This is a genomic window from Mesorhizobium sp. M8A.F.Ca.ET.208.01.1.1 (genome assembly GCF_004791315.1).
GTDB lineage: Bacteria > Pseudomonadota > Alphaproteobacteria > Rhizobiales > Rhizobiaceae > Mesorhizobium.
This window is the reverse complement of record NZ_SRUT01000004.1, coordinates 34297-54745: the sequence shown is the minus strand read 5'-3', so window position 1 is coordinate 54745 and position 20449 is coordinate 34297. Positions and strand designations below refer to the sequence as shown.

General features: G+C 58.8%; 15 protein-coding genes and 3 pseudogenes. 14 read left to right on the top strand and 4 right to left on the bottom strand.

The genetic code is table 11. The features are described from left to right. Window positions 1–37 precede the first annotated feature (37 nt). Entirely contained in the window at window positions 38–1270 is a 1233-nt protein-coding gene (locus tag EN851_RS19835; protein WP_126063819.1) for an MFS transporter, read from the bottom strand. Between the two features lie 1307 nt (window positions 1271–2577). On the opposite strand from EN851_RS19835, the gene EN851_RS19830 reads away from it, so the two are divergent. The 7 genes and pseudogenes from EN851_RS19830 (at window position 2578) to EN851_RS19805 (ending at window position 9410) form a co-directional block, all read left to right on the top strand. Next, window positions 2578–3534 carry an IS481 family transposase gene (locus EN851_RS19830; RefSeq protein ID WP_126063820.1) on the top strand — a complete coding sequence of 319 codons (957 nt, stop codon included), beginning with the start codon at window positions 2578–2580 and terminating at the stop codon, window positions 3532–3534. A gap of 265 nt (window positions 3535–3799) precedes the next feature. Continuing rightward, complete coding sequence (locus EN851_RS19825) at window positions 3800–4978, top strand: cytochrome P450 (protein WP_164759124.1); 1179 nt, start codon at window positions 3800–3802, stop codon at window positions 4976–4978. A gap of 29 nt (window positions 4979–5007) precedes the next feature. Continuing rightward, window positions 5008–5130, top strand: a pseudogene (locus EN851_RS37240) (ferredoxin); the annotation flags it as partial. Window positions 5131–5268: 138 nt separating this feature from the next. Continuing rightward, entirely contained in the window at window positions 5269–5856 is a 588-nt protein-coding gene (locus EN851_RS19820; protein ID WP_126083656.1) for a nuclear transport factor 2 family protein, read from the top strand. 148 nt (window positions 5857–6004) lie between these two features. Continuing rightward, complete coding sequence (locus EN851_RS19815; protein ID WP_063169384.1) at window positions 6005–7606, top strand: SDR family oxidoreductase; 1602 nt, start codon at window positions 6005–6007, stop codon at window positions 7604–7606. A gap of 138 nt (window positions 7607–7744) precedes the next feature. Then, window positions 7745–8797, top strand: coding sequence for an LLM class flavin-dependent oxidoreductase (locus EN851_RS19810; RefSeq protein ID WP_024505249.1), 1053 nt, complete (start codon window positions 7745–7747; stop codon window positions 8795–8797). Continuing rightward, window positions 8784–9410, top strand: a complete 627-nt coding sequence (locus tag EN851_RS19805; RefSeq protein WP_029356557.1) for a nitrogen fixation protein NifQ — start codon at window positions 8784–8786, stop codon at window positions 9408–9410. Before EN851_RS19810 ends, EN851_RS19805 begins: the two co-directional genes overlap by 14 nt. Here the strand turns inward: EN851_RS19805 and rpoN are convergent. Both rpoN and EN851_RS19795 read right to left on the bottom strand, forming a co-directional pair. Then, window positions 9407–10840: an RNA polymerase factor sigma-54 gene (rpoN, locus tag EN851_RS19800; RefSeq protein ID WP_126063822.1), complete on the bottom strand. Its 1434-nt coding sequence runs from the start codon at window positions 10838–10840 to the stop codon at window positions 9407–9409. The two genes, EN851_RS19805 and rpoN, sit on opposite strands and share 4 nt — an antisense overlap. 68 nt (window positions 10841–10908) lie before the next feature. Further along, window positions 10909–11442, bottom strand: a complete 534-nt coding sequence (locus tag EN851_RS19795; RefSeq protein WP_029356553.1) for a peroxiredoxin — start codon at window positions 11440–11442, stop codon at window positions 10909–10911. Window positions 11443–12616: 1174 nt separating this feature from the next. Here EN851_RS19795 and EN851_RS19790 point away from each other — a divergent pair. From EN851_RS19790 to EN851_RS19775, 4 genes and pseudogenes are all read left to right on the top strand, one after another. Then, on the top strand, window positions 12617–12928 hold the full coding sequence (locus EN851_RS19790) for a hypothetical protein (RefSeq protein WP_206437555.1): 312 nt from the start codon (window positions 12617–12619) through the stop codon (window positions 12926–12928). An 832-nt stretch (window positions 12929–13760) separates the two neighbouring features. Beyond that, complete coding sequence (gene hisC, locus EN851_RS19785; protein WP_126063823.1) at window positions 13761–14876, top strand: histidinol-phosphate transaminase; 1116 nt, start codon at window positions 13761–13763, stop codon at window positions 14874–14876. 94 nt (window positions 14877–14970) lie between these two features. Further along, window positions 14971–16005, top strand: a complete 1035-nt coding sequence (locus EN851_RS19780; protein WP_095484287.1) for an LLM class flavin-dependent oxidoreductase — start codon at window positions 14971–14973, stop codon at window positions 16003–16005. Between the two features lie 244 nt (window positions 16006–16249). Beyond that, a pseudogene (locus tag EN851_RS19775) lies at window positions 16250–17456 on the top strand (IS3 family transposase). 13 nt (window positions 17457–17469) lie between these two features. On the opposite strand, the pseudogene EN851_RS19770 reads toward EN851_RS19775, so the two are convergent. Then, window positions 17470–17587: pseudogene (locus tag EN851_RS19770) on the bottom strand (transposase); the annotation flags it as partial. Between the two features lie 492 nt (window positions 17588–18079). Between EN851_RS19770 and queC the strand changes: the two are divergent. The 3 genes from queC to queE are packed head-to-tail and all read left to right on the top strand — an operon-like array spanning window position 18080 to window position 19865. Beyond that, window positions 18080–18778: a 7-cyano-7-deazaguanine synthase QueC gene (queC, locus tag EN851_RS19765; RefSeq protein ID WP_063170389.1), complete on the top strand. Its 699-nt coding sequence runs from the start codon at window positions 18080–18082 to the stop codon at window positions 18776–18778. After that, window positions 18778–19134, top strand: a complete 357-nt coding sequence (gene queD / locus EN851_RS19760; RefSeq protein WP_126063824.1) for a 6-carboxytetrahydropterin synthase QueD — start codon at window positions 18778–18780, stop codon at window positions 19132–19134. The genes queC and queD overlap by 1 nt, the downstream gene beginning before the upstream one ends. A 5-nt stretch (window positions 19135–19139) precedes the next feature. Then, window positions 19140–19865 carry a 7-carboxy-7-deazaguanine synthase QueE gene (gene queE, locus EN851_RS19755; RefSeq protein WP_167498746.1) on the top strand — a complete coding sequence of 242 codons (726 nt, stop codon included), beginning with the start codon at window positions 19140–19142 and terminating at the stop codon, window positions 19863–19865. Window positions 19866–20449 lie beyond the last annotated feature (584 nt).

The following is a 20449-nucleotide window of genomic DNA, read 5'->3' as shown; positions in this document are numbered from 1 at the left end:
GCGTGAACGCCGCCGACCGTCACTCCCCACCAGGCGGTCAGGTTTTGCGGTTCGGGCCGAGCAAAAATACTGTCAAGACAGCGAGGAACGTGGCAACCGCGCTGTAGACAAAGACACTGGCAATACCCGTGTGATCCACCAATAGGCCACCGAAAGTTGTGCCGGCTGCGATGGCCACTTGGAAGGTTATGACCATCAGTACACCAGCGCTCTCGGCCTGTTTCGGAGCGGCGCGTAGCACCATCCATGTCTGCAATCCGACCGGGACCGCGCCAAAAGCAAAGCCCCATACGGCAACTGCAATTGCCGAGGTCAAGGCCGATGCTCCCATAGTCAGGAGCGAGACAGCGGCTACGGCAATGAGCAGGGGCGGCAGGGCCGCGACCGCCTTGAGACTGTGTTTGGTGAGGAATGCGCCGGCTAAATTGCCGAAGACGCCGGCCGTGCCAAAAGCAAGGAACACGAGCGGGATTGACTTCTTTTCGAGCGCAGGAACGCTCTCGAGAAAGGCGCGGATGTAGGCGAAGCTGGCAAAATGGCCGGAAGCGACCAATAGCACGACTAGCACCGCAACCTTCATCGCCGGATTCTTCGCGACATCCAGCGGACTGCGGAATCTGCGCACTTCGATCGGAGGCAGTGGCGGAATGGTTACGAGTTGCACGAGCAGCGCAACGGCACTCACGATTGCGGCGACCTTGAACGAGGCTCGCCATCCCCAAATGTCACCGACATAAGCGCCGATTGGAGCCGCGCAGACGGAGGCGACAGAAACGCCGGTGAGGATGATCGACATGGCGCGCGGCATGAGGTGACTTGGAACCAGCCGCATCGCCAACGCTGCCGAAATAGACCAAAAACCACCAAGCGATATGCCAAGGACGACGCGTGCCGCCAGCAAAACCGGCAGCGACCCCGCAACCTCTGCCAGAACGTTCGACAGGATCAGCAGGAGCGTCATCGCCCAGATGACGACCCTGCGGTCCAGACGCTTTGTCACGATGGCGATTATCGGTGCCGAGATCGCCGCGACGATTGCGGTCGCTGTTAGCGCCTGTCCAGCCGTGCCCGTGGTGATACGGAGATCATGCGCGAGCGGTGTCAGAACGCTGGCGGGCAGAAACTCTGCCGTCACAAGCCCGAAGGTGCCGAAGGAAAGCGAAATGATGGCACCCCATGCAGGGCCAGAACGTTGATAGGGACTTTCTGGGTCAAGCCGATCTCGGTCGAACAAAGCCGCGTCCACTAAATCTGTCGCCGATTCGGTCATGAATGAGTTCTCCGGCTAGGAGCTGTTGCAGCAGGGGTGGCTACATCGCCGGGGATCAAAGCCGCGAGACCTTCCGGCGGCGGCCAGTCGGCATCAGTCGAGGCCTCGGCGCCCGACGCATCCGAGGCCTCATCGGAGGGCCGACGGACCCAACCGTCGACAATGCGGGAGAGTTCTCGGCGCGGTCGCATCGATCGCATTCGTCGAAGTGCGGTCTGTTCACTGCGAACCAAGCAAGCCGAACGCGGTGTCCTCGATCGAGGCCTTGATGGGGGGATGATCGACGATCTCTATATTGCTTTGAAGCAGGAAGTTCCGTCGCCATATGTGGTTATCCTGGCAGCCAGAATTGAGCGGTTGTCGCAAGCACCAAGGCGGTCGCAATGAGTGCAACGAGGCGGAAGTCTGATCGATGGCTGCGGTTCGATGGCCGCGCGATCGACAAAATTGAGGTGATGAGTTATCCCTTTTGAAGCCGTTGCTCCCAATTCTGGGATAAGGTAATTGCAGGCGGTCCCAGCAACGTCGGGCGGCCTTTTTGGTGATCGAATTCATGGGACGACACTCTCGGTCCGTGACGCATCTGCGAATGACTCCGCAAGTTCCGTGCCATCAACGACAAATCTGGCTCTGCTGAGCGGGTGGTGGAGGCACGAGCGTGGGCTATCCCAAGAGCTTGCCGCAAGGTTGTTCGAAGTTGAGGTGCCGGATAGACCGCAAATATGTCGGGCGGCCTGGGGTTGGCCAACACGAAGATGCGCAAGTTCAAAAGGACGAGCTGAACCCTTGCCGATATCCATCCGAGGCTGATCTGGAGAAGGTCAAGAACTGCGTCTTGAAGGCTTCCGCCGCACCGGCAAATGCTAAGCCAAGGTGCTGGGCAAGATGGACAGGGCCATCCAACCCGTCGACTGGACGCTCATTAATGGCGTCGGTGTGGCTCTGTAGCTGGCGAGAAAAACGCCCTGCTGAAAGACAAAAGCTCGTGTGGCCGGCTCTGAAGGACGGCCAGTGAGGCAGGCGAGGAGAGGCTATAGCCCATTCGTGTAGACTGATCTTGTCCCACGGAGGCGGCTAACCACCCCGCCAGACATCATCGAGGGGAGCGCCACTAGGCTTACCCCAAGTGTTGGTCATTTCCACCTGGGTGACCTCGGCCAAGTCACCAAGCCGCTTAGAGCAAGCTTTCGAACTGGATGCTCCCCGGGCACATGATCGGCTAGCTGTGAGCTTTCGGGAGGTTGTCCATTCGGACCGGACCGAGGAGACTGGAGTTACCACGCTTCAGCATCCATCGGAGGATCCGAATGAACATCCATAAGAATGCCCGTCTCACACCGCTGCGTCGAGAGGAGATGGCGCTGTCGGTGATAGAAGGCGCTTTCTCCAAAGCCCATGCGGCGCGTGTCTACGGCGTGTCGGCCAAGATCGTGGCGCGCTGGGTCGAGCGCTACAAGTCCGAAGGGCGGGCCGGCATGATCGACCGTTCCTCGCGGCCCGCCCATATGCCGCAGGCCACCGCTGCGTTGATCGCCGAGCGCATCATGGCGCTGCGGCGGCAACGTTGGACCGGCAAGCACATCGCCCATGAGGTCGGCGTCTCGCCCGCCACCGTTAGCCGGGTTCTCAAGCGTGCCGGACTGTCGCGGTTGCGGGATATCGAACCGGCCGAGCCGATCCGACGCTACGAGCGCGAGCATCCTGGCGAGATGATCCATATCGATATCAAGAAGCTCGGTCGTTTCGAGCGCATCGGTCATCGCATTACCGGCAAGCGCACCGGCAATGCCAGCTCGCGCGGCAGCAGTTGGGAGTTCGTCCATGTCTGCATCGACGACGCCTCCCGCATCGCCTTCTCGCAGATCCTGCCCGACGAGAAAAAAGAAAGCGCCATCGCCTTCCTCAAGGCGGCGGTGGCCTACTACGCCAGCCTCGGCGTCACGATAGCCCGCGTCATGACCGACAACGGCTCCTGCTACAGATCAAAGGCCTTCGCCAAGGCCTGCCGCGATCTCGGCCTCAAGCACGTCAGGACAAGACCCTATACACCCAAGACCAATGGCAAGGCCGAGCGCTTCATCCAGACAGCACTGCGCGAATGGGCTTATGCCATCGCTTATCCGACTTCAGATCACCGCGCCGCAGAGTTGCCGGTCTGGCTGCACAGATACAATTGGCACCGTCCCCACGGGAGCCTAAAGTCCAAAACACCTATCAGTCGCCTCGCTCTAACCGAGGACAACCTGTTGAGGCTCCACAGCTAGCGATCCCACCAGTTGAGTTGCTCCAAGTCGGTGTCTAGCTTTCTACATTCTGTGTCCGACGCTGGACAAGAATGTTGCAATCCCGACCAGCAAGTCAGCGCAGGCGCCACCTGTTGCCCAGCAAACGGCAAGGATTATCGAAAGACGAATTCGGCACGGAGCTTGCACCAACGATTGCATGCAAATGCCGACAGCATCTCATGAACGGTCTCTCGATTCTGGCGCGGTTAAATCGCGGCCGGTTCCAGATCATGTCCCGCCCGAAATGGTGAGGGACTTCAGCCTGTTTACGTCGCCCGGCATGTTGCCGACCGCTAACGGGGATCCGCATGCAGCGGTTGCTTGCGTTCATGCCGGGCCTCCGATCTTTTATTCAACCAGCAACACGCGCGACGGTCGGGGTACCTGGGTCATCACTCGCGCGAGCGACCAGCGCCGGGTGCTGCAGGACACCGAAACGTTTTCCAGCCATCGCAGCATCTTCGCCTCTGTGCTCGGCGAGAGCTGGCCGATGATCCCGCTTGAGCTCGATCCGCCATTCCACGGTGTTTTTCGCTCACTGCTCAATCCGCTGCTTTCGCCAAAGCGGGTAATGGCATTGGAGCCGGCTGTCCGGGAACGAGCGATCAAGCTGATCGACAGGATCGCCGCATCAGGCACGAGCTGCGACATCATGAAGGATTTTGCAGTTCCGTTCGCGGTCAATATCTTCCTTCGCTTTATTGGGCTTTCGGACAACGGACTAGAAACATTTGTCGGCTGGGCTAGAGATCTGCTCCACGGCGATAAGGAGCAACGACCACCCGCAGCCCGGACGATCGTGGCCTTCATCGACGAACTTGCCACCGAGCGCCGCAAGGAGCCGGTCGATGATTTCATGACCTTCATCGTGAAGGCAAAGGTCGAGGGTCGTCTGCTCAGTGACGAAGAAGTCCGTGGCATCGGCGTGCTTGTGTTCGTCGCGGGACTCGACACGGTCTCAGCAGCCATATGCTTCGACTTGGCCCATCTCGCGCGCAACCCCAAAGATCAGGAATTGCTACGAAGCGAACCGGACCGGATTGCCGTCGCTGCGGAAGAATTGCTGCGCGCCTATTCGACCATTCAGATGATCCGAGTGGCAACGAAGGATGTCGACTTCAAAGGCGCGCCGATCCGCAAGGGAGACTATGTTTCCTGTGCCACGATGATTGCCAATCGTGACCCGGCGGAATTCGAATGCCCGAATGAGATCGATCTGGCGCGCGAGGACAACCGGCACGCTGCCTTTGGCTATGGTCCCCATCGTTGTCTTGGCTCACACCTTGCCCGGCGGGAGATTGTCATTGGCCTGGAGGAGTGGCTGGCGCGCATCCCAGCCTTTCGGATCAAGACAGGGACTGAACCTATCACCTTCGGCGGCCATGTGTTCGGGATCGAGAATCTGATCCTGGACTGGTCCTGAAGTTTCAGCCAACGACATTGGAGTTCGCTATGCGTGTCGTCGTACATAAAGCCAGATGCCAGGGTCATGCGCGCTGCTGGGCGCGGGCGCCGAGAGTCTTCAAGCTTGATGACGCCGGCTACATCTTGCCCGGTGATATTGATGTTGCCGATGGGGAGCAACTGCTTGCCTCAAAAGGGGTACGAGCCTGCCCCGAACAAGCTCTGGAAGTTGACGAGCCCCCCGCTAACTCAGTTGTAGAGAGAGACACACGCAAAGTGCAGACTGGCATCGGGAAGGATAAAACAATCATACAATTCGCGACAGACCCTGTCGACCACGCGAAAATTACCGAACTGCGTGACCGAGAGGCGATCCGCAACTGCCTGTATCGGTACTGCCGCGGGATAGACCGCGCCGATGAGGCGGCGCTGCGTAGCGCATACTGGCCCGAAGCGTATGACAGGCACGGTCCCTATTGCGGACCGGCAGAGGACTTCATCCAATTTGCTCTCGGTCTGCCGGGGCACCGTAACATCCATCAAATCACGAACAGCCTGATCGACTTCATCAGTTCAGCAGAGGCCGCGGTCGAGAGCTATTTCACCGCGCTGCAACGCGGACCGGATACAGACCAAGAAATACGTCAGACGCTGCTTTGCGGCCGTTACTGCGATCTGTTTCAGAAGAGGCAGGACGAGTGGCGAATTGCGGAACGGACAGTCGTCTACGATTGGGTTGAGGAGCAAATCCCGCCAGCGATTCTTGAGGCAGATAGGTTCGGCCGGCGACAGCCGATTGGAGCACAACATCCAGACGATCCCATCTACCAGTTGCTCAAGGGTCACATCCCCACCGACCAAGATGGCGTCGAGGGTCCCCAACTGGGAGCTGCATAAGTGGGTAGAAATGGAGGATGAGCGCCCTACGGGAACGACATCTGTGTGGGGCCGCAACTGGCGGTCACTGCAACGATTTGGCTCGGCCCTTCATTCCGCCCAAGGTTGATGGGCTGAGATCACAAGCGGTCATCGTGGAGAAGCTCTCGTGAAACTGGCAGCACGCACCGTAATCATCACAGGCGCTGCGGGCGGGATCGGCCGTGCCCTGGTCGATATCCTTGCCGCGGACGGAGACACTGTAGTTGCGGTGGACCTTCCGGGCAGTGGTGTGGTTGAACTGGCTCGGGATCTCGGGTCGCCGCACGTCGGTCTGGAGTGCGATGTGTCGCGAGAGAAGGACATGCTCTCACTTTTCGGCCAGGTCGAAGCACGGTTCGCGCAAATCGATGTCCTCATCAACAATGCGGCGGTTGGACCCACGATGGATAGGATCATCGACACCGCTGTCGATACCTTCCGACGCGGCGTGACAGTGAACCTTATTGGGCCATTCGTTATGGCCCGGGAAGCGGCGCGGCGCATGAAGCCGGGCGGTGCGATCGTCAATGTGGCTTCGATGGCGGGCGTGGTCGGCAATCCCAGGCGCAACGCCTACGCAGCCTCGAAAGCTGGCGTGATCTCGTTGACAAAGTCCCTTGCATGCGAGTGGGCTATGCGAGGAATCCGCGTCACGGCGGTGGCGCCGGGCTCCGTCCGCACCCCAATGGTCACAGAACTGGCACGCGCTGGCAAAATGGACCTCGCGGCGATACGCCGCCGCGTGCCGATGGGGCGCTTGGCTCGCCCCGACGAGATCGCCAGGGTCGTGCGTTTTCTGAGCAGCACGCAGGCGCGCTACATCACCGGCTCGGTGCTGGCAGTCGACGGAGGCTGGATGTCATTCAACCAGCCGGGGGATGCTCACCCGCCGGTGGATGGTGCGCTCCAAGCCGAGCTCTCCTGTCCGGCCGAATGCACAGATGCGCGAATCGTGCTCGTCACCGGTGGCGCAAAAAGCATTGGCGCGGCCGTCGCTCGCCGCTTTGCCGCGAACGGCGACACCGTCGTGATTGCTGATAAAGATGGCACTGCAGCGGCAGAGCTGGCTACATCGCTCCCCGGCAAGCATCTGGCGAAATCGCTGGACGTGGCCGTCGAGAGCGATGTGGTGTCGATGTTCGAAGAACTGAGGGGACGCTTCGGGTATATCGATGTTCTGGTCAATAGTGCTGATACCGCCGACAGGATTGTGCCTGCGATCGAGCAACTGTCGAAACAGCTCGAACACGTCCTGGATGTCAACCTTACCGGCGCCTTCACCTGCGCGCGCGAAGCGATCAAGGCTATGCGCCCGGGCGGCGTGATCCTCAATCTCGGGTCGATCGACAGCTTTCTGCCGTTCGCGCCGCGCCATGCCTACGGCGCCTCCAAGGCGGGGATGGATATGCTGACCCGTTGCATGGCGGCCGAACTCGGGCCGGTCGGAATTCGGACAGCCACCGTCGCTCCTGGCCACATCCGCACGCCCGCACTTGCTCAGTTGGCCAAAGCCGGCCGCATCGACCTGACAGCAATCGGACGACGCATCCCCATGGGCAGGATGGGACGGCCAGAAGACGTCGCAGATGCATCGTTCTTCCTTGCTTCGTCTGACGCCTCATACATCAACGGCTCGATCCTCTACGTGGACGGCGGCTGGACCTCGTTCGGTGATGCGGGAAACGCCAGCGAACTCTATGACGAATGTTTTGCGGAGGCCGCAGGTTAATTGCCAGGCCTTCGCAGGGCGACCGGCCGAGCATTATGAAGCCTCGGCTCCACGACGCACCTGAGGTGCTTGAGATCCAAGCATGTGCATGCCGAGCACATTCCCGGTCGGCTGACGTGTCTATAACGAGGAGAAATCATGGAATTTGCCACTTTCATTCTGGCCGCCCAGCGTGGCTATCACCAATCCTCAGAAAGCGTCATCCGCAACTCCATCGAACAGGCCGTCGCTTCGGAGCAGGCTGGGTTCAACACCGCGTGGTTTGCTGAGCACCACTTCAACAATTACAGCCTCATACCATCCCCGCTGATGATGGTGGCGCACTGCGCCGGCTTGACAAGCACGATTCGCCTGGGCACTGCCGTCTGCGTGCTGCCGCTTTACCAACCGCAGCGCCTGCTGTCCGAGATCGGCTTCGCCGACATCGTTGCGAACGGCCGTCTCGAGCTCGGCGTAGGCTTGGGATACCAGCAGTTCGAGTTCGAACGGTTCGGCGTGGACATCGATGAGGCGCCGGCCGTCTTTTCGGAATACCTGGACATCATTCTCAAGGGCCTCAACCAAAACGTCTTCGAACACGACGGCCAGTATGAGAAGATCCCCCCAACAGCGATTTCGGTCCGCACAGTCCAGCAGCCGACGCCGCCTATCTGGATCGCTGGCGGAGCCGCACGGATGGCTCGGGCCTACCGCGAGGGGCACAATTTTTTTGTCACAGCCTTCCACGACGGCTTAGAGACTTTGACCACACTGCGTGAATCAGTCGAGAGGGCGGCGGCATCCGAGGAAAAGAACGTCACCGACGTCAAGATATCGCTGCTGCGCTGCTGCTATGCCAGCCACGACGAGTTGGAGATCAACAGCTATCTCGACAATGCCCGCTTCCAGCGCCGGCTTTCTGAAGCCCTGCATCAGCGCCGCCAACAGAGCCACGATGGCTACCTGCTGCAGGAGACACCGACCCAGCAGGATCTGTCCTTCGAGACCATGCGCAAAAATTTGCCGATTGGCAGCGTAAATCGCGTGATTGATCGCCTGCTGGAAGAGATCGATATCTTGAAACCGGACCAGATCGCAGTTCAGACTCAATTGGGCGACTTCGACCAAAAGACGATGCTGCGCCAGATCGAGCTCTGGGGCGACAAGATCATCCCTGCGGTCAACAAGGCGCTTTGTCATGCCGGAAGCTGAAGCCGGCCGTTACGATGATGGCTGCCTATCCAGCGCGCAATGGCGTGGGTCCGAGCTAGGGAGGAGCTTCGATCAGCATGTGCTGCCCTGCGTACATTCACGTTCGCTTGAGGAGGTCCAGGCGGGCGAGGTGTTGGCGACGGAGGGGACAGGCCTTTCGTCTGTCGAATTGCGTGATGTCTTGGCCGCAACTTTCCCGTCTACCTCCAGCAGCGTATTCGCTTTGGAGGAGTTGAGCGAGCCCGAGCCGGAACTGGAAGAGGAGCTGCTACGCCGGCTGCTGCTAGCGCATGCTGCGCCGGCCGACCCGGCGAGCGGCCGCTTGGCCAAGATCATCGCCCGGCGTGCGATGCGCACGGACCATCTTTGGCGGGATCTTGGCCTCTCAAATCGCGCTGAGCTCAGCCGCCTGCTTGCCAGACATTTTCCCGCGCTGGCGGCAGGCAACACAGAAAACATGAAATGGAAAAAGTACTTTTACCGCAAGCTGTGTGAGGCCGAAGGCTTTTCGTCATGCACTGCACCCAGTTGTCGGGAATGCCAGGACTTCGAAAGCTGCTTCGGCCCGGAGGAAGTTGAGAGTCGCCTCTCGCCGACCAGGAATGCCGGTTAGTCACTTCGCTTGATCGCAGCTGCGGACAAACGCTTATCGCGGCGCCGTAGTATGGAGGAAGGGATGTTCATCGCCTCGCGATATTTGGTGACGGTACGGCGAGCGACATTGATGCCGGTCTGCTTGAGCTGAGCAACGATGTCTTCGTCGGAAAGTACCTTGTCGAGCGATTCTTCGGCGATGATTGCCTTGATCCGATGGCGGACAGATTTGGCGGAGTGCGCGTCGCCGCCCTCGCAGGATGCGATTGTCGCTGTGAAAAAATACTTCAGCTCGAACACCCCGCGCGGAGTTAACATGTACCTGTTCGAAGCCACCCGGCTTACCGTCGACTGGTGCATTTTGATCCCGTCAGCGACATTTTTGAGACAGAGAGGCCGCAGATGGGCGACGCCGTGTGTAAAAAAGGCATCCTGCTGGCGCACGATTTCGGTCGCAACCTTAAGGATCGTCTTAGCGCGCTGCTCGAGGCAGCTGATCAGCCAGTTCCCTTTTTCCTGGCAATGGTCGAGAAACGCTTTGCCTTCCGGATTTTGATTGGTCAGCTGCGAGATTTCGGCGACATAGGTGTGGTTGATCAACACTTTGGGCAGCGTGGCCGGATCAAGCTCCACCCGCCATCCACCTTCGGACTTGGGCATTACCCAGACGTCCGGTACGATGGTTTCCGGCGTCCCGGACTGGAACCGGTCTCCAGGCTTGGGATCGAGCGCGCGGATTTCGTTCCTCATGTCGAGGAGATCCTCCTCGTCGACTCCGCAACGCTGCTTCAATCCCTGAAAATCCCCCCGTGCAAGCATCTCGAGATTGGCGACCAAAGCTGCCATAGCCGGGTCGAACCGGTCTTGCTGGCGCAGCTGAATCTCCAGGCATTCGCTGAGAGTTCGCGCAAAAATCCCCGGCGGATCAAATTGCTGCAAGATTCCGATGACCCGTTCCACATCAGCTTGCCGAACGTTTAACCTCCTGGCCAGATCGAAAAGGTTTACCTGAAGATAGCCAGTGTCCTCCAGATGGGCGGCGAGCTGTCCGGCAATCAGCCGCTCCTGGGGGGTGAACGGGGTGAGGGCGACCTGGCGGGCGACATGGTCGTGCAATGTTTCGGTGTGGGCGGTAAACTCCTCGACGGCAGGTCGATCGTTGCCGCTACTGCGTTGCGACTTCCATTGCCCGCGCCCGCCAGACGGCCCGCCAATGGGCGATTCGCCGATTTCGCTTCTGCTTTGACTGCTCCGCTGATCCACCCCTGACAGCGGCGAATCGTCGTCAAACGGGTCAGGCTTCAAAACGGGGTTCCTCTCGAGTGCCTGCTGCACGAGCTGATGGAGTTCAGTATGCGTCAATCGCAGCAAGCGAATAGCTTCAATGGCTTGAGGCGATAAGACCATACGTTGCTTCTGGCGTTGAAGCAGGCTTGCTGAGAGATGCATGTTGAACCGTAATCTGCCGAGGATGCTCTAGTGTGTGCTTGGGTTGTGTGAGACTTGCCACTTCTGGGTCATGCCGCCGCCTTCAGTTTGTCGAGAACGTTTTGCGGGGATGAAACGCCATAGGGGTCCGTCTCGCAGTTGTCACAGAAGCCTTCCTCCTCGAACCACTGCTCCACCACGCCATCGTCGATCAGAGCGGCGTATCGCCAGGAGCGCATGCCAAAGCCCAGATTGTCCTTCGCGACCAGCATGCCCATTTTGCGCGTGAACTCGCCCGACCCGTCTGGGATCAGCTCGATCTTCTGCAGCCCCAAGGACTTTCCCCACGCATTCATGACGAAAGCATCGTTGACCGAGACGCAGTAGATCGCGTCAATTCGCAGTTCCAGAAATTGATCATAGAGTTTTTCGAAATCGGGCAGTTGGAAGGTCGAGCAGGTCGGGGTGAAGGCGCCAGGCAGCGAGAACAGGATGACGCGCTTGCCCCCGAAATAATCGTCGGAGGTCTTGTTCTCCCACCGATAAGGATTTGGCCCCCCGATCGACTCATCGCGAACACGCGTGCGAAAGGTCACGAGAGGAACGTTCTTTCTGTCGGTCATTGATTTGCTCCCAGGCCAAAGTGGTACGGTGCATTTTTCGGTTAAACTGAAGCGGCATCGACTTCGGTCGACAGTTCCGGCAGCCTCGCGCCTTGGCGTGGTTGCCTCGGACCGGTCTTGTGCAAGACCGCCCCCGAGCAGGCACGTTTAAAGGCGACGAGCTTCCGCGGAGACGGGGAATTTCGCTCGCGTGCTTTATCGAGCTTTGAGAGGTAGGCATGGTCTGCAACCGTGATTTTGACTGCGTTCTATCGACCGAGTCGCAAGCGCCATGCCAATTGACCCGATGCCTTGGGTTCACTTCGGTTTTTGCAGCAACTTTCGTGTTGTGCAGTAATGCCGGTCGATATTATTGCTCAAGCAGCACTGGAAATTGGGTGCGACTCCGTTCGGCAAACCCGGCCTTTGTCCGAAGCCGGACACGAATGTCGGAAATAGCCAAACGCCAGGATCTGGGGCGGGTTAAGAAACGTTGCCGTGGGCACCGGCTTCAGCACAATTGCGCCACGCGAGCATGGCTCCCAGCGTCAATGCCGTGCAGCAGCGAGACGAAGTCACTGCAGAATATCAACCTCTGCGAAGTCGTTGAAACCCAGCATGTGCGAGCCGTTCGAGGCGCAGATCAAGGCATGCTCGAGGAAGAGCTCGTGCTCTCGGCAGCAAGTGTTGCGACGTCTGACAAGGATCGTCGCGCTTCAAGGAAAAGAACCTGAATGGTGCACGGCTTGTGAAGGCCGGCGCATGGAAATGGCTGGGCTGATCATCCTCCATGAGGGTTGAATGAAGAGCTGGCCCCTATCTCCCTCAGCTGCAACGGGGGGAGGTAGGGCATGTCCGTCTATCGCGCTGGGTAACATTCCTCGGTGAGGCAATAAGGGGGAGCAATTTCTCATTTCGGCAGACACGACCCAGCTCTCCTTTCATGCGCTGATTCCCCCAAGGGAAATCGCGACTCCAGGCTTCCTATGCAGCGAATCGCGGTGCTGTCCGATGTCCGACAATGTCGGATGCGGATCGTAGCTGGGCTAGATCCGTCACTTTGCCTCGATGGTTTCCCACTGGCCTTATATCTGCTTCGCCCCAAATGCGGCGACATAACCTGTGCGGCATCTGTGAATGGATCGACTTCAATCGAGACCTCGGAGGTCCCGATGCGCGAAGGGAGCTTGCCGATATGACGGCCACCATAGCGAACCACGGTCCGGACGACGAGGGGACTTGGATCGGCGGGCCTGCGGCGCTGGGACACCACCGCCTGGCAATCATCGATATCCAGGGCGGCCGTCAGCCGAGGATGCTCCAGGAGGATGGCCGACCTGACTTGGTGCTCGTCTACACGGGTGAGACTTACAACTACCGCGAGCTGCGTCAACAGCTGGCCGGCCTAGTCCATCGCATGAACACGAGCAGTGACACCGAGGTGGTGCTGCACCGCCCCCGCGAGTGGGGCTCTTCGGCGGGTACACTTTTTTCACGAAATCCGTGAATGTTTCTCGCGACATCATCCCGCAATCGGTGGTGCAGCGGGTGAAGAGCCCGTATCCGGCTATCCAGAATGCCGCCTACGACAAAATACTACGTACGCGGTTCACTGCGATGCTGGACGACCTAGTGCCGGCAGTGGCACCGCTGTTGTCCGTCGACAGGTCCCGCGCTTGCTCGGTGCGACCAACAACCTTAAGCGCTAGGGCGTAACCTGACCCTGCAAGATCTCCTCACCGACTATAAGGTGCGCCTCACGATCTGAGACGATGGGACAGGATGGCTAAGGAGGTGCGCCGTCTTGCATGCCCCGCCACCGAGGCGAACCCTCTTGGCTACGCGCGCCACAGCGACGCTCCATATCGTCAGGCCTGCGTCTCATGCTCAGATGAGCCGGTATTTGGCTCTCTCATCAGCAAACCGAGAGAGCCCATGCCAAGACGGAAGCAAGCAAGACGAACGAGCGTCAGAGATATCCTGCGCCTGACCCATAAACAGGGCAGTCCGGTGGGCCAGGTGGCAGAGCAACTGAGGTTCGGCAAGACTTCGGCTTCCACCTATCTGCGGGCGCTGGAGACGGGCTGTCGTGCAGGCCCTGCATGCGGCTTTGAGGACGATGCGATGTTGAAACACCGTCTGTTGCGCCGAATCGGCCGTCGGCCACACGTTGGGTCGTCATCAGGTTCTCGACAGCTTGCCGGTGTCAAATCCAAACCGTGGTCGGCGATCCCCACCAGGGTGGGAAGGCAGCGCTGATATAGCCGAACGTCGATCAAGTCACGATCAACTATTGCCTCATGTCACATGCCCTGCGGGACTGAAAAACGGAGAAGAACATGTGCGATGCAAAACTGAAGACCGTGCTTTCGCTTTTTTCGCCGGTGGCCAGCAAATTAGATGCTCTCTCGTCCAACGGACCAGCGACGGATGCAAATTGCGTTAAGCTAAATACGAACGAGAACCCGTTTCCGTTGCCGAAGAGCGTAATGCAAAGTGCAATTGCTGCGATCGAACACCAGTATCTTTATCCGGAAGACGACAATCTCAGCTTAAGGGCAGCTGCCTCCGATGCTTACGGATTTTCCAAAGATCAGGTGATTGCCGGCAACGGTTCGTCGGAGCTGCTCGGACTCATCTACAGAGCTTTCCTCGCCCCAGGAGATAGAGTGGCGATGCTGTCGCCCGGATTTTCGTTCAACCGTAAACTTGCCATGTTGCAGGGTGCCGAGTTTCTCGAAATCGCATCGAGCGAAGCTCATCCCCTGCCGATAGAAAAACTGCTGTCCGGCCCCGCAAAAGACGCGAAGTTCATTCTGTTGGCTAATCCGAACAATCCGACCGGAACATTCGTGCCGGTGGCCGAAATCGAACGCCTTGTGGAGCAAGCAGATCGCTTGGTCGTCTTGGATGAGGCCTACGTTGACTTCGCACCCGACAATGCCCTGCGCCTCGTCAATAGACATCCGAATCTTTTGATCTTGAGGACTTTTTCAAAGAGCTATGCTGCTGCTGGCGTGCGAGTCGGCTTCGGTTTCGGTCACCCAGAAATCATTGGCAGGCTGCGCAACATCCAGAATGTCTTCAACATGAACGTGATCGGGCAGGCGGTCGGGAAAAGCATTCTTGCGCATCGCCACGCCTACGAAGAGAACCACAGGCACATCAAGCATGAACGACAGCGAGTGACCCTGGCGCTGTTGCAACTTGGCTTTTCCGTAACACCCTCCCACGCAAACTTTTTGCTGGCCCGTGTGCCGGCGGGACAGGAGGGCTCATGCTGGCAAGCCGCGTTGAAAGAGCAGGCGATCCTCATCGCCAGCTTTCCTGACGTAGATTTGAAGAACTGTATTCGCGTCAGCATTGGCACCACAGAGCAGATGGACAAATTCCTTGCTGCCGCCAAACGCGTCTGTATGAGCTTTAAGAAGAATCGCGGTGTGCACAAGCATTAAGTCAATTCACATTAAGCGCCAAGTAATAGGTGCTGATATGTCGCCAGCTATGATGATTAGCGAATAAATAATAGGTAATTTGGAGAACAATTAATTGAAGAAAATTTCCGCTTCGGGCCTGACCTTCGGCATCTTCGATCATCTGGACGAAAACGGCGATGACATCGCACAACAATATGCAGATCGGCTGAGCCTAGCAGAAGCGTGCGATGGCTATGGCTTTTATGCGTATCATCTCGCCGAGCACCACTGTACGCCGCATGGCAGAGGTCCATCACCGAATTTGTTCTTAGCGAGCGTCGCCCAGCGAACCCGCAGTCTTCGTGTTGGTCCCATGGTAATGCTACTTGCGCTCTATCATCCGCTGCGTGCCTTCGAGGAGATCTGCATGCTTGATCAGTTGAGCGGCGGCAGGCTTGAACTCGGCATAGGGCGCGGCTCTGCTCCCACTGAATTGGGATACTTCGGGGTTGCTGTAGAAGCAGCACCAGAACAGTATGCGGAGGCCAGTGAGATTCTCATCAATGCGATGAAAGGCGGGACGCTTTCTTATCAGGGCCGCCACTTTGAGTTGAAAGATGTTCCGCTGACGTTGAGACCTCACCAATATCCCCATCCGCCGACATGGATCGCCACCAATCGACCCGAGCCGGCTAGCTGGGCCGCTGCGAATGGGGCAAACATCGCCTGCGTCGGACCTTCCACTTCTGTTCGCAGCGTTACCGACGCGTTCCGCGCCGCCCGAATTCACGATGCTGACATTGGCCAGCAAGCGCCATTTCTTGGATTGCTCCGAATGGTGGTGATAGGGCGTTCTGAAACAGATGCGTATTTGCTCGCAGCACCTGCCTATGAACGATGGCTCAATAGCTTCAAATTTCTATACGAACTAAATGCCATTTCCACTCCACCAAACTTGCCTTTGAACTTCGATGCAGCAATTGAAAGTGAATTGTGCGTCGTGGGAACGGCAGATTCTGTCCGAAAAGCTCTCCTTGATCAGCTGGAAGAGGCAGGTGCTAATTATCTTCTGTGTCAACTGGCATTTGGGGATTTGCCGCTGGATGCCTCACTATACACCGCATCGGCCATTCGATCCGAAATCATGGCTCGAGTTGCCGCATCGTGAATCCGTCGTGTGATTGGAGGAGCAGCGGCAGCGCTGCTCCTCATTGCGAAACGGTTGTGGGGGCCGGACTCCTGTCAGGTGTAAACCATTGGAGCACGTCCTATCTGATCCAGGTCATATCCTGCGGCTTTGAAGTAGTTGGCACATTCGGCTGGGGTGAAGAGGTCGACGACCGCGCCGAGGCCTTGCCCCTCTGATCTAATCCGGTTTGAAGTTCGTTCTGGCCCATCCAGAGGATCAGGACATGAAACGCAGCCGCTTCTCTGAAGAGCAGATCATCGGAATTTTGAAGAAACACGAGGCCGGGGTATCGGTTGGCGATCTGTGCCGCAAGCACGGGGTCAGCGACGCCTCGATCTACAATTGGAAGGCCCGCTTCGGCGGGATGGATGTCACCGAGGCTCGGCGACCTGAAGGGCTGGAGGACGAGAACACGCGCCTGAAGCGGCTTCTGGCCGACGCCATGCTCGACAATGCCGCGTTGAAGGACCTTGTGGGAAAGAAATGGTGACGCCCGCCGCCAAGCGGAAAGCTGTCGCTCGCCTGAAGGAAGGCTTCGGGATGAGCAAACGGCGGGCGTGTAAAGCCATCGGCTGTTGCCGCATGACGGTTCGCTACCAGACCAGCAGGCCGGACGACCGGGAGGTTCGCGAGCGGATGAAGGCGATCGCGCAGGAGCGTCGCCGGTTCGGCTACCGGCGTCTTCTCGTGATGCTGAGGCGGGAGGGCCTGGTCGTGAACCACAAGAAGCTGTTCCGGCTCTATCGGGAGGAGAAGCTCGCCGTTCGCCGCCGTGGCGGCCGCAAGCGGGCGATCGGGACCAGGGCGCCAATGCTGGTGCCGCTGAGGCCCGACGAGTGCTGGTCGCTCGACTTCGTATCGGACCAGCTCACCGACGGGCGCCGCTTCCGCATCCTGGCCGTCGTCGACGACTGCACGAGACAGTGCCTGGCACTCATCGTTGATACGTCTCTCTCGGGCATGCGGGTTGCCCGCGAATTGGACCGGCTCATCACTAGCGCGGCCGGCCCAGGATGATCGTCAGCGACAATGGCAGCGAGTTCACCTCGAACGCCATCCTCTCCTGGGCGGATCAGAACCGCGTCGAATGGCATTACATTGCGCCCGGCAAGCCGATGCAGAATGGCTTCATCGAGAGCTTCAACGGCCGACTGCGCGATGAACTGCTCAACGAGACGCTGTTCACCTCGCTGGCTCAGGCGCGCGTAGCCATCGCCCTGTGGCACGCCGACTACAACACCGCGCGGCCGCACTCCCAAATCGCCTGGCAGACCCCGGCCAAGTTCGCCAGCACCTTCAATCCGCGACGGTCGCTCGCGCTGCGCTATGCCAAAGGCTCCGCGCCAGCGCCCGTCGCTTCACCCGCCCAGCAGGGCACAACCCACGCCGGAAACGAACTCAAAACTGCTGGGGCAACGTCAGTCCCATAGAGCCTTGATGGTCGGCCTTTGCTCGCAGCAGCGCCTTAGGTTGGGCGAAGGCGTTCTCAATCGGATTGAAGTCGGGACTGTAGGGCGGCAGGTAGAGCAGGCTCGCCTGCGGCCTCAATCGCGCCGCGCAGGGTTCTCCAGGCGGATGTCGCCAATGTCAAATTTGCTGGCATCCATGTCGCCCTCGCTTTCTGGTTCGAGATCGGAAAATCGCCGAATAATCAGCACATCAACCTGCGCCTGAAGGAGCTCACTGCCACTTTCGGCTGGCGGGGTGTGCCGCCCCACAATTAGAATGTCAATTGTCGTGCCAACCGCACAAGCGAAGGCCAGAAAGCCAACATGTGTTCTGCGGCTTAATTAAGAGCCAGCCGATGTCGGCCGAACATCACCTTGTCTCGAAGTCGACGATCCGACAGCAGATTGCGAAAGTTGGCGCGATGCGAAACAAACTGCTGAAGCGCTCAACTTTTATTGATCACGCGTGTTGGACGCGACGCACTCCCGTTCCAATCGGGCTGAGCGCAAATTCTCCCGGTTCACAAAACTGAGTCGCTGGAGTAGTGGGGGCGCAGAGAAATCTCCGGTCGCAGCCTTACCCGGTCAAAACAAGGATACCAATGATGAAGACTCTCGCCGTCTGCTCTGGCGGATTGGACTCCGTTTCCCTTGCTCACATGGTGGCAGCGGAGCACGAACTCACCGGCCTTCTATCTTTCGACTATGGCCAACGGCACAGGAAGGAATTGGGCTTCGCCGCTCTTTGCGCGCAGCGACTGAAGGTCCCGCACCAGATCATCGACATCGGCGAAATTGGCCGTGGCCTTTCCGGCTCAGCGCTGACTAGCAGTATCGACGTGCCGGACGGCCACTACGCCGAAGACACGATGAAGATTACGGTGGTGCCGAACCGCAATGCCATCATGTTGGCAATCGCCTTCGGTCTCGCCGCCGCCCACAGCGCCGAAGCGGTGGCGGCGGCCGTGCATGGTGGGGACCATTTCATCTATCCCGATTGCCGTCCGGCCTTCATTGAAGCTTTCCAGACAATGCAAGACCGCGCGCTCGACGGCTATGCGCAGATACGCCTCTATGCACCGTATGTGAATCTCGGAAAAGCTGACATTGTTGCGGATGGCGCAAGATACGGCACCCCGTTTGCTGAGACCTGGTCCTGTTACAAGGGCGGCGTGCGTCACTGCGGACGATGCGGGACCTGCGTCGAGCGGCGCGAAGCGTTCCATCTCGCCGGGCACGCTGATCCCACCGACTACGAGGACGCCGATTTCTGGCTTGAGGCGCTGCGCAGGAGGCGCGCGTAATGTTCCACATCACCAAGGAATTCCACTTCTCGGCCTCGCATCAGCTCACCTCCTTGCCTCCCAACCATCAATGCGCGCGCCTGCACGGGCATAACTATGTCGTCGTAGTGGAGCTGTCGGCCAAGGAACTGGACGCCCACGGCTTCGTGCGCGACTATCACGATCTGGCGCCGCTCAAACGCTACATTGACGAGAGCTTCGACCATCGGCACCTCAACGACGTGCTGGGACATGAGAAGGTCACGGCGGAATGCCTGGCCAGACATTTCTATGAATGGTGCAAGGCACGTCTGCCGCAGACCGCGGCCGTGCGCGTTAGCGAAACACCGAAAACTTGGGCGGAATACCGTCCGTGACCGACATGCATCCCGCAATCCGTGTGAGCGAGATATTCGGGCCGACTATCCAGGGCGAGTGCGTGCTCATCGGCTTGCCGACGGTGTTCATCAGAACCGGCGGATGTGATTATCGCTGTTCATGGTGCGACAGCCTTCACGCGGTGGACAATCAGTATCGCCATGAATGGCTACCGATGCCGATCGATGCCGTGTGGCAAACCGTCCATGCGCTTTCCGGCGGCAGGCCGGTTATGGTCTCCTTGTCAGGCGGCAACCCGGCCATTCAGCCGTTCGGTCCCCTCATAGAACGCGGCCATCGCGAGGGCTATCGTTTTGCACTGGAAACGCAGGGTTCCGTGGTGAGGGAGTGGTTTGCGGATCTTGACGTGCTGACCCTTAGCCCAAAGCCGCCGTCCAGCGAGATGACCACCCGTTGGGCTGCGTTTGATGCATGCCTCGAAGCGGCGCAAGAGAAGCCGCAAATCGTGCTCAAGCTCGTCGTTTTCGACGAGAGTGACTATGCCTACGCCAAAGAAGTCGCGGCGAGATATCCGCACCTTCCGATCTATCTGCAACCCGGCAATCACACGCCGCCGCGCCCTGGCAGTGAAGACGCCTCTGTCGACTTGGACGGAATAATGATGCGAATGGAATGGCTTGTCGAAAGGGTGACTAGCGACAGGTGGTTCGAAGCCCGCGTGTTGCCGCAGCTGCACGTTCTGCTTTGGGGTAACAAGAGGGCGGTCTAGTCTGCGGCTTGCGTCGCACCGGAAGGCCGGGCTCCAACGGCTTGGCAGGCTCTCTTCGCGTGCCGAGTACAGCCGAGCTTTGTTCGCGTCAGCGGTCTCGCGATTGTGCGGCTGGAAACCGCCCGGACACCCCGCTGCCGGCGTGTGTCACCTTGACTCCGATGAGCTGTCGTCACGCAAAGTTGAAATCCGCAAGAACTGGCCTTCTCGCCCCACCTGCTCCGTCGCAAGCACGTCATCCCCTCATCCTTGTCCAGCTCTTATCGATGTATCTCATTGTCCGGCCTGACGCACGACTGTCAGCATGGGAATGCATCCATTGCGCAAATGCCTTCCATAAAGAAGATCGATTTCCTCACTGGCCCAACGTGAAATATAGCAACGTTTTCGTGGCGTGGGTCGGCTGCGTCGGGAGTAGCGATGAAAACGTATTAGGGTCGCCTGCGTCTCCTTGGGCAGCGAGTGTAAAGTATAGCGATGCGGCCTCCGGCGCGAACGGCAGCCGCGCAGTGATCACCTTCGCCTGTGCCTTTGCGGCGGGGGTCAAGCGCTGGTCTGCTCAAATTTTTTATCGTTTAGCTGGT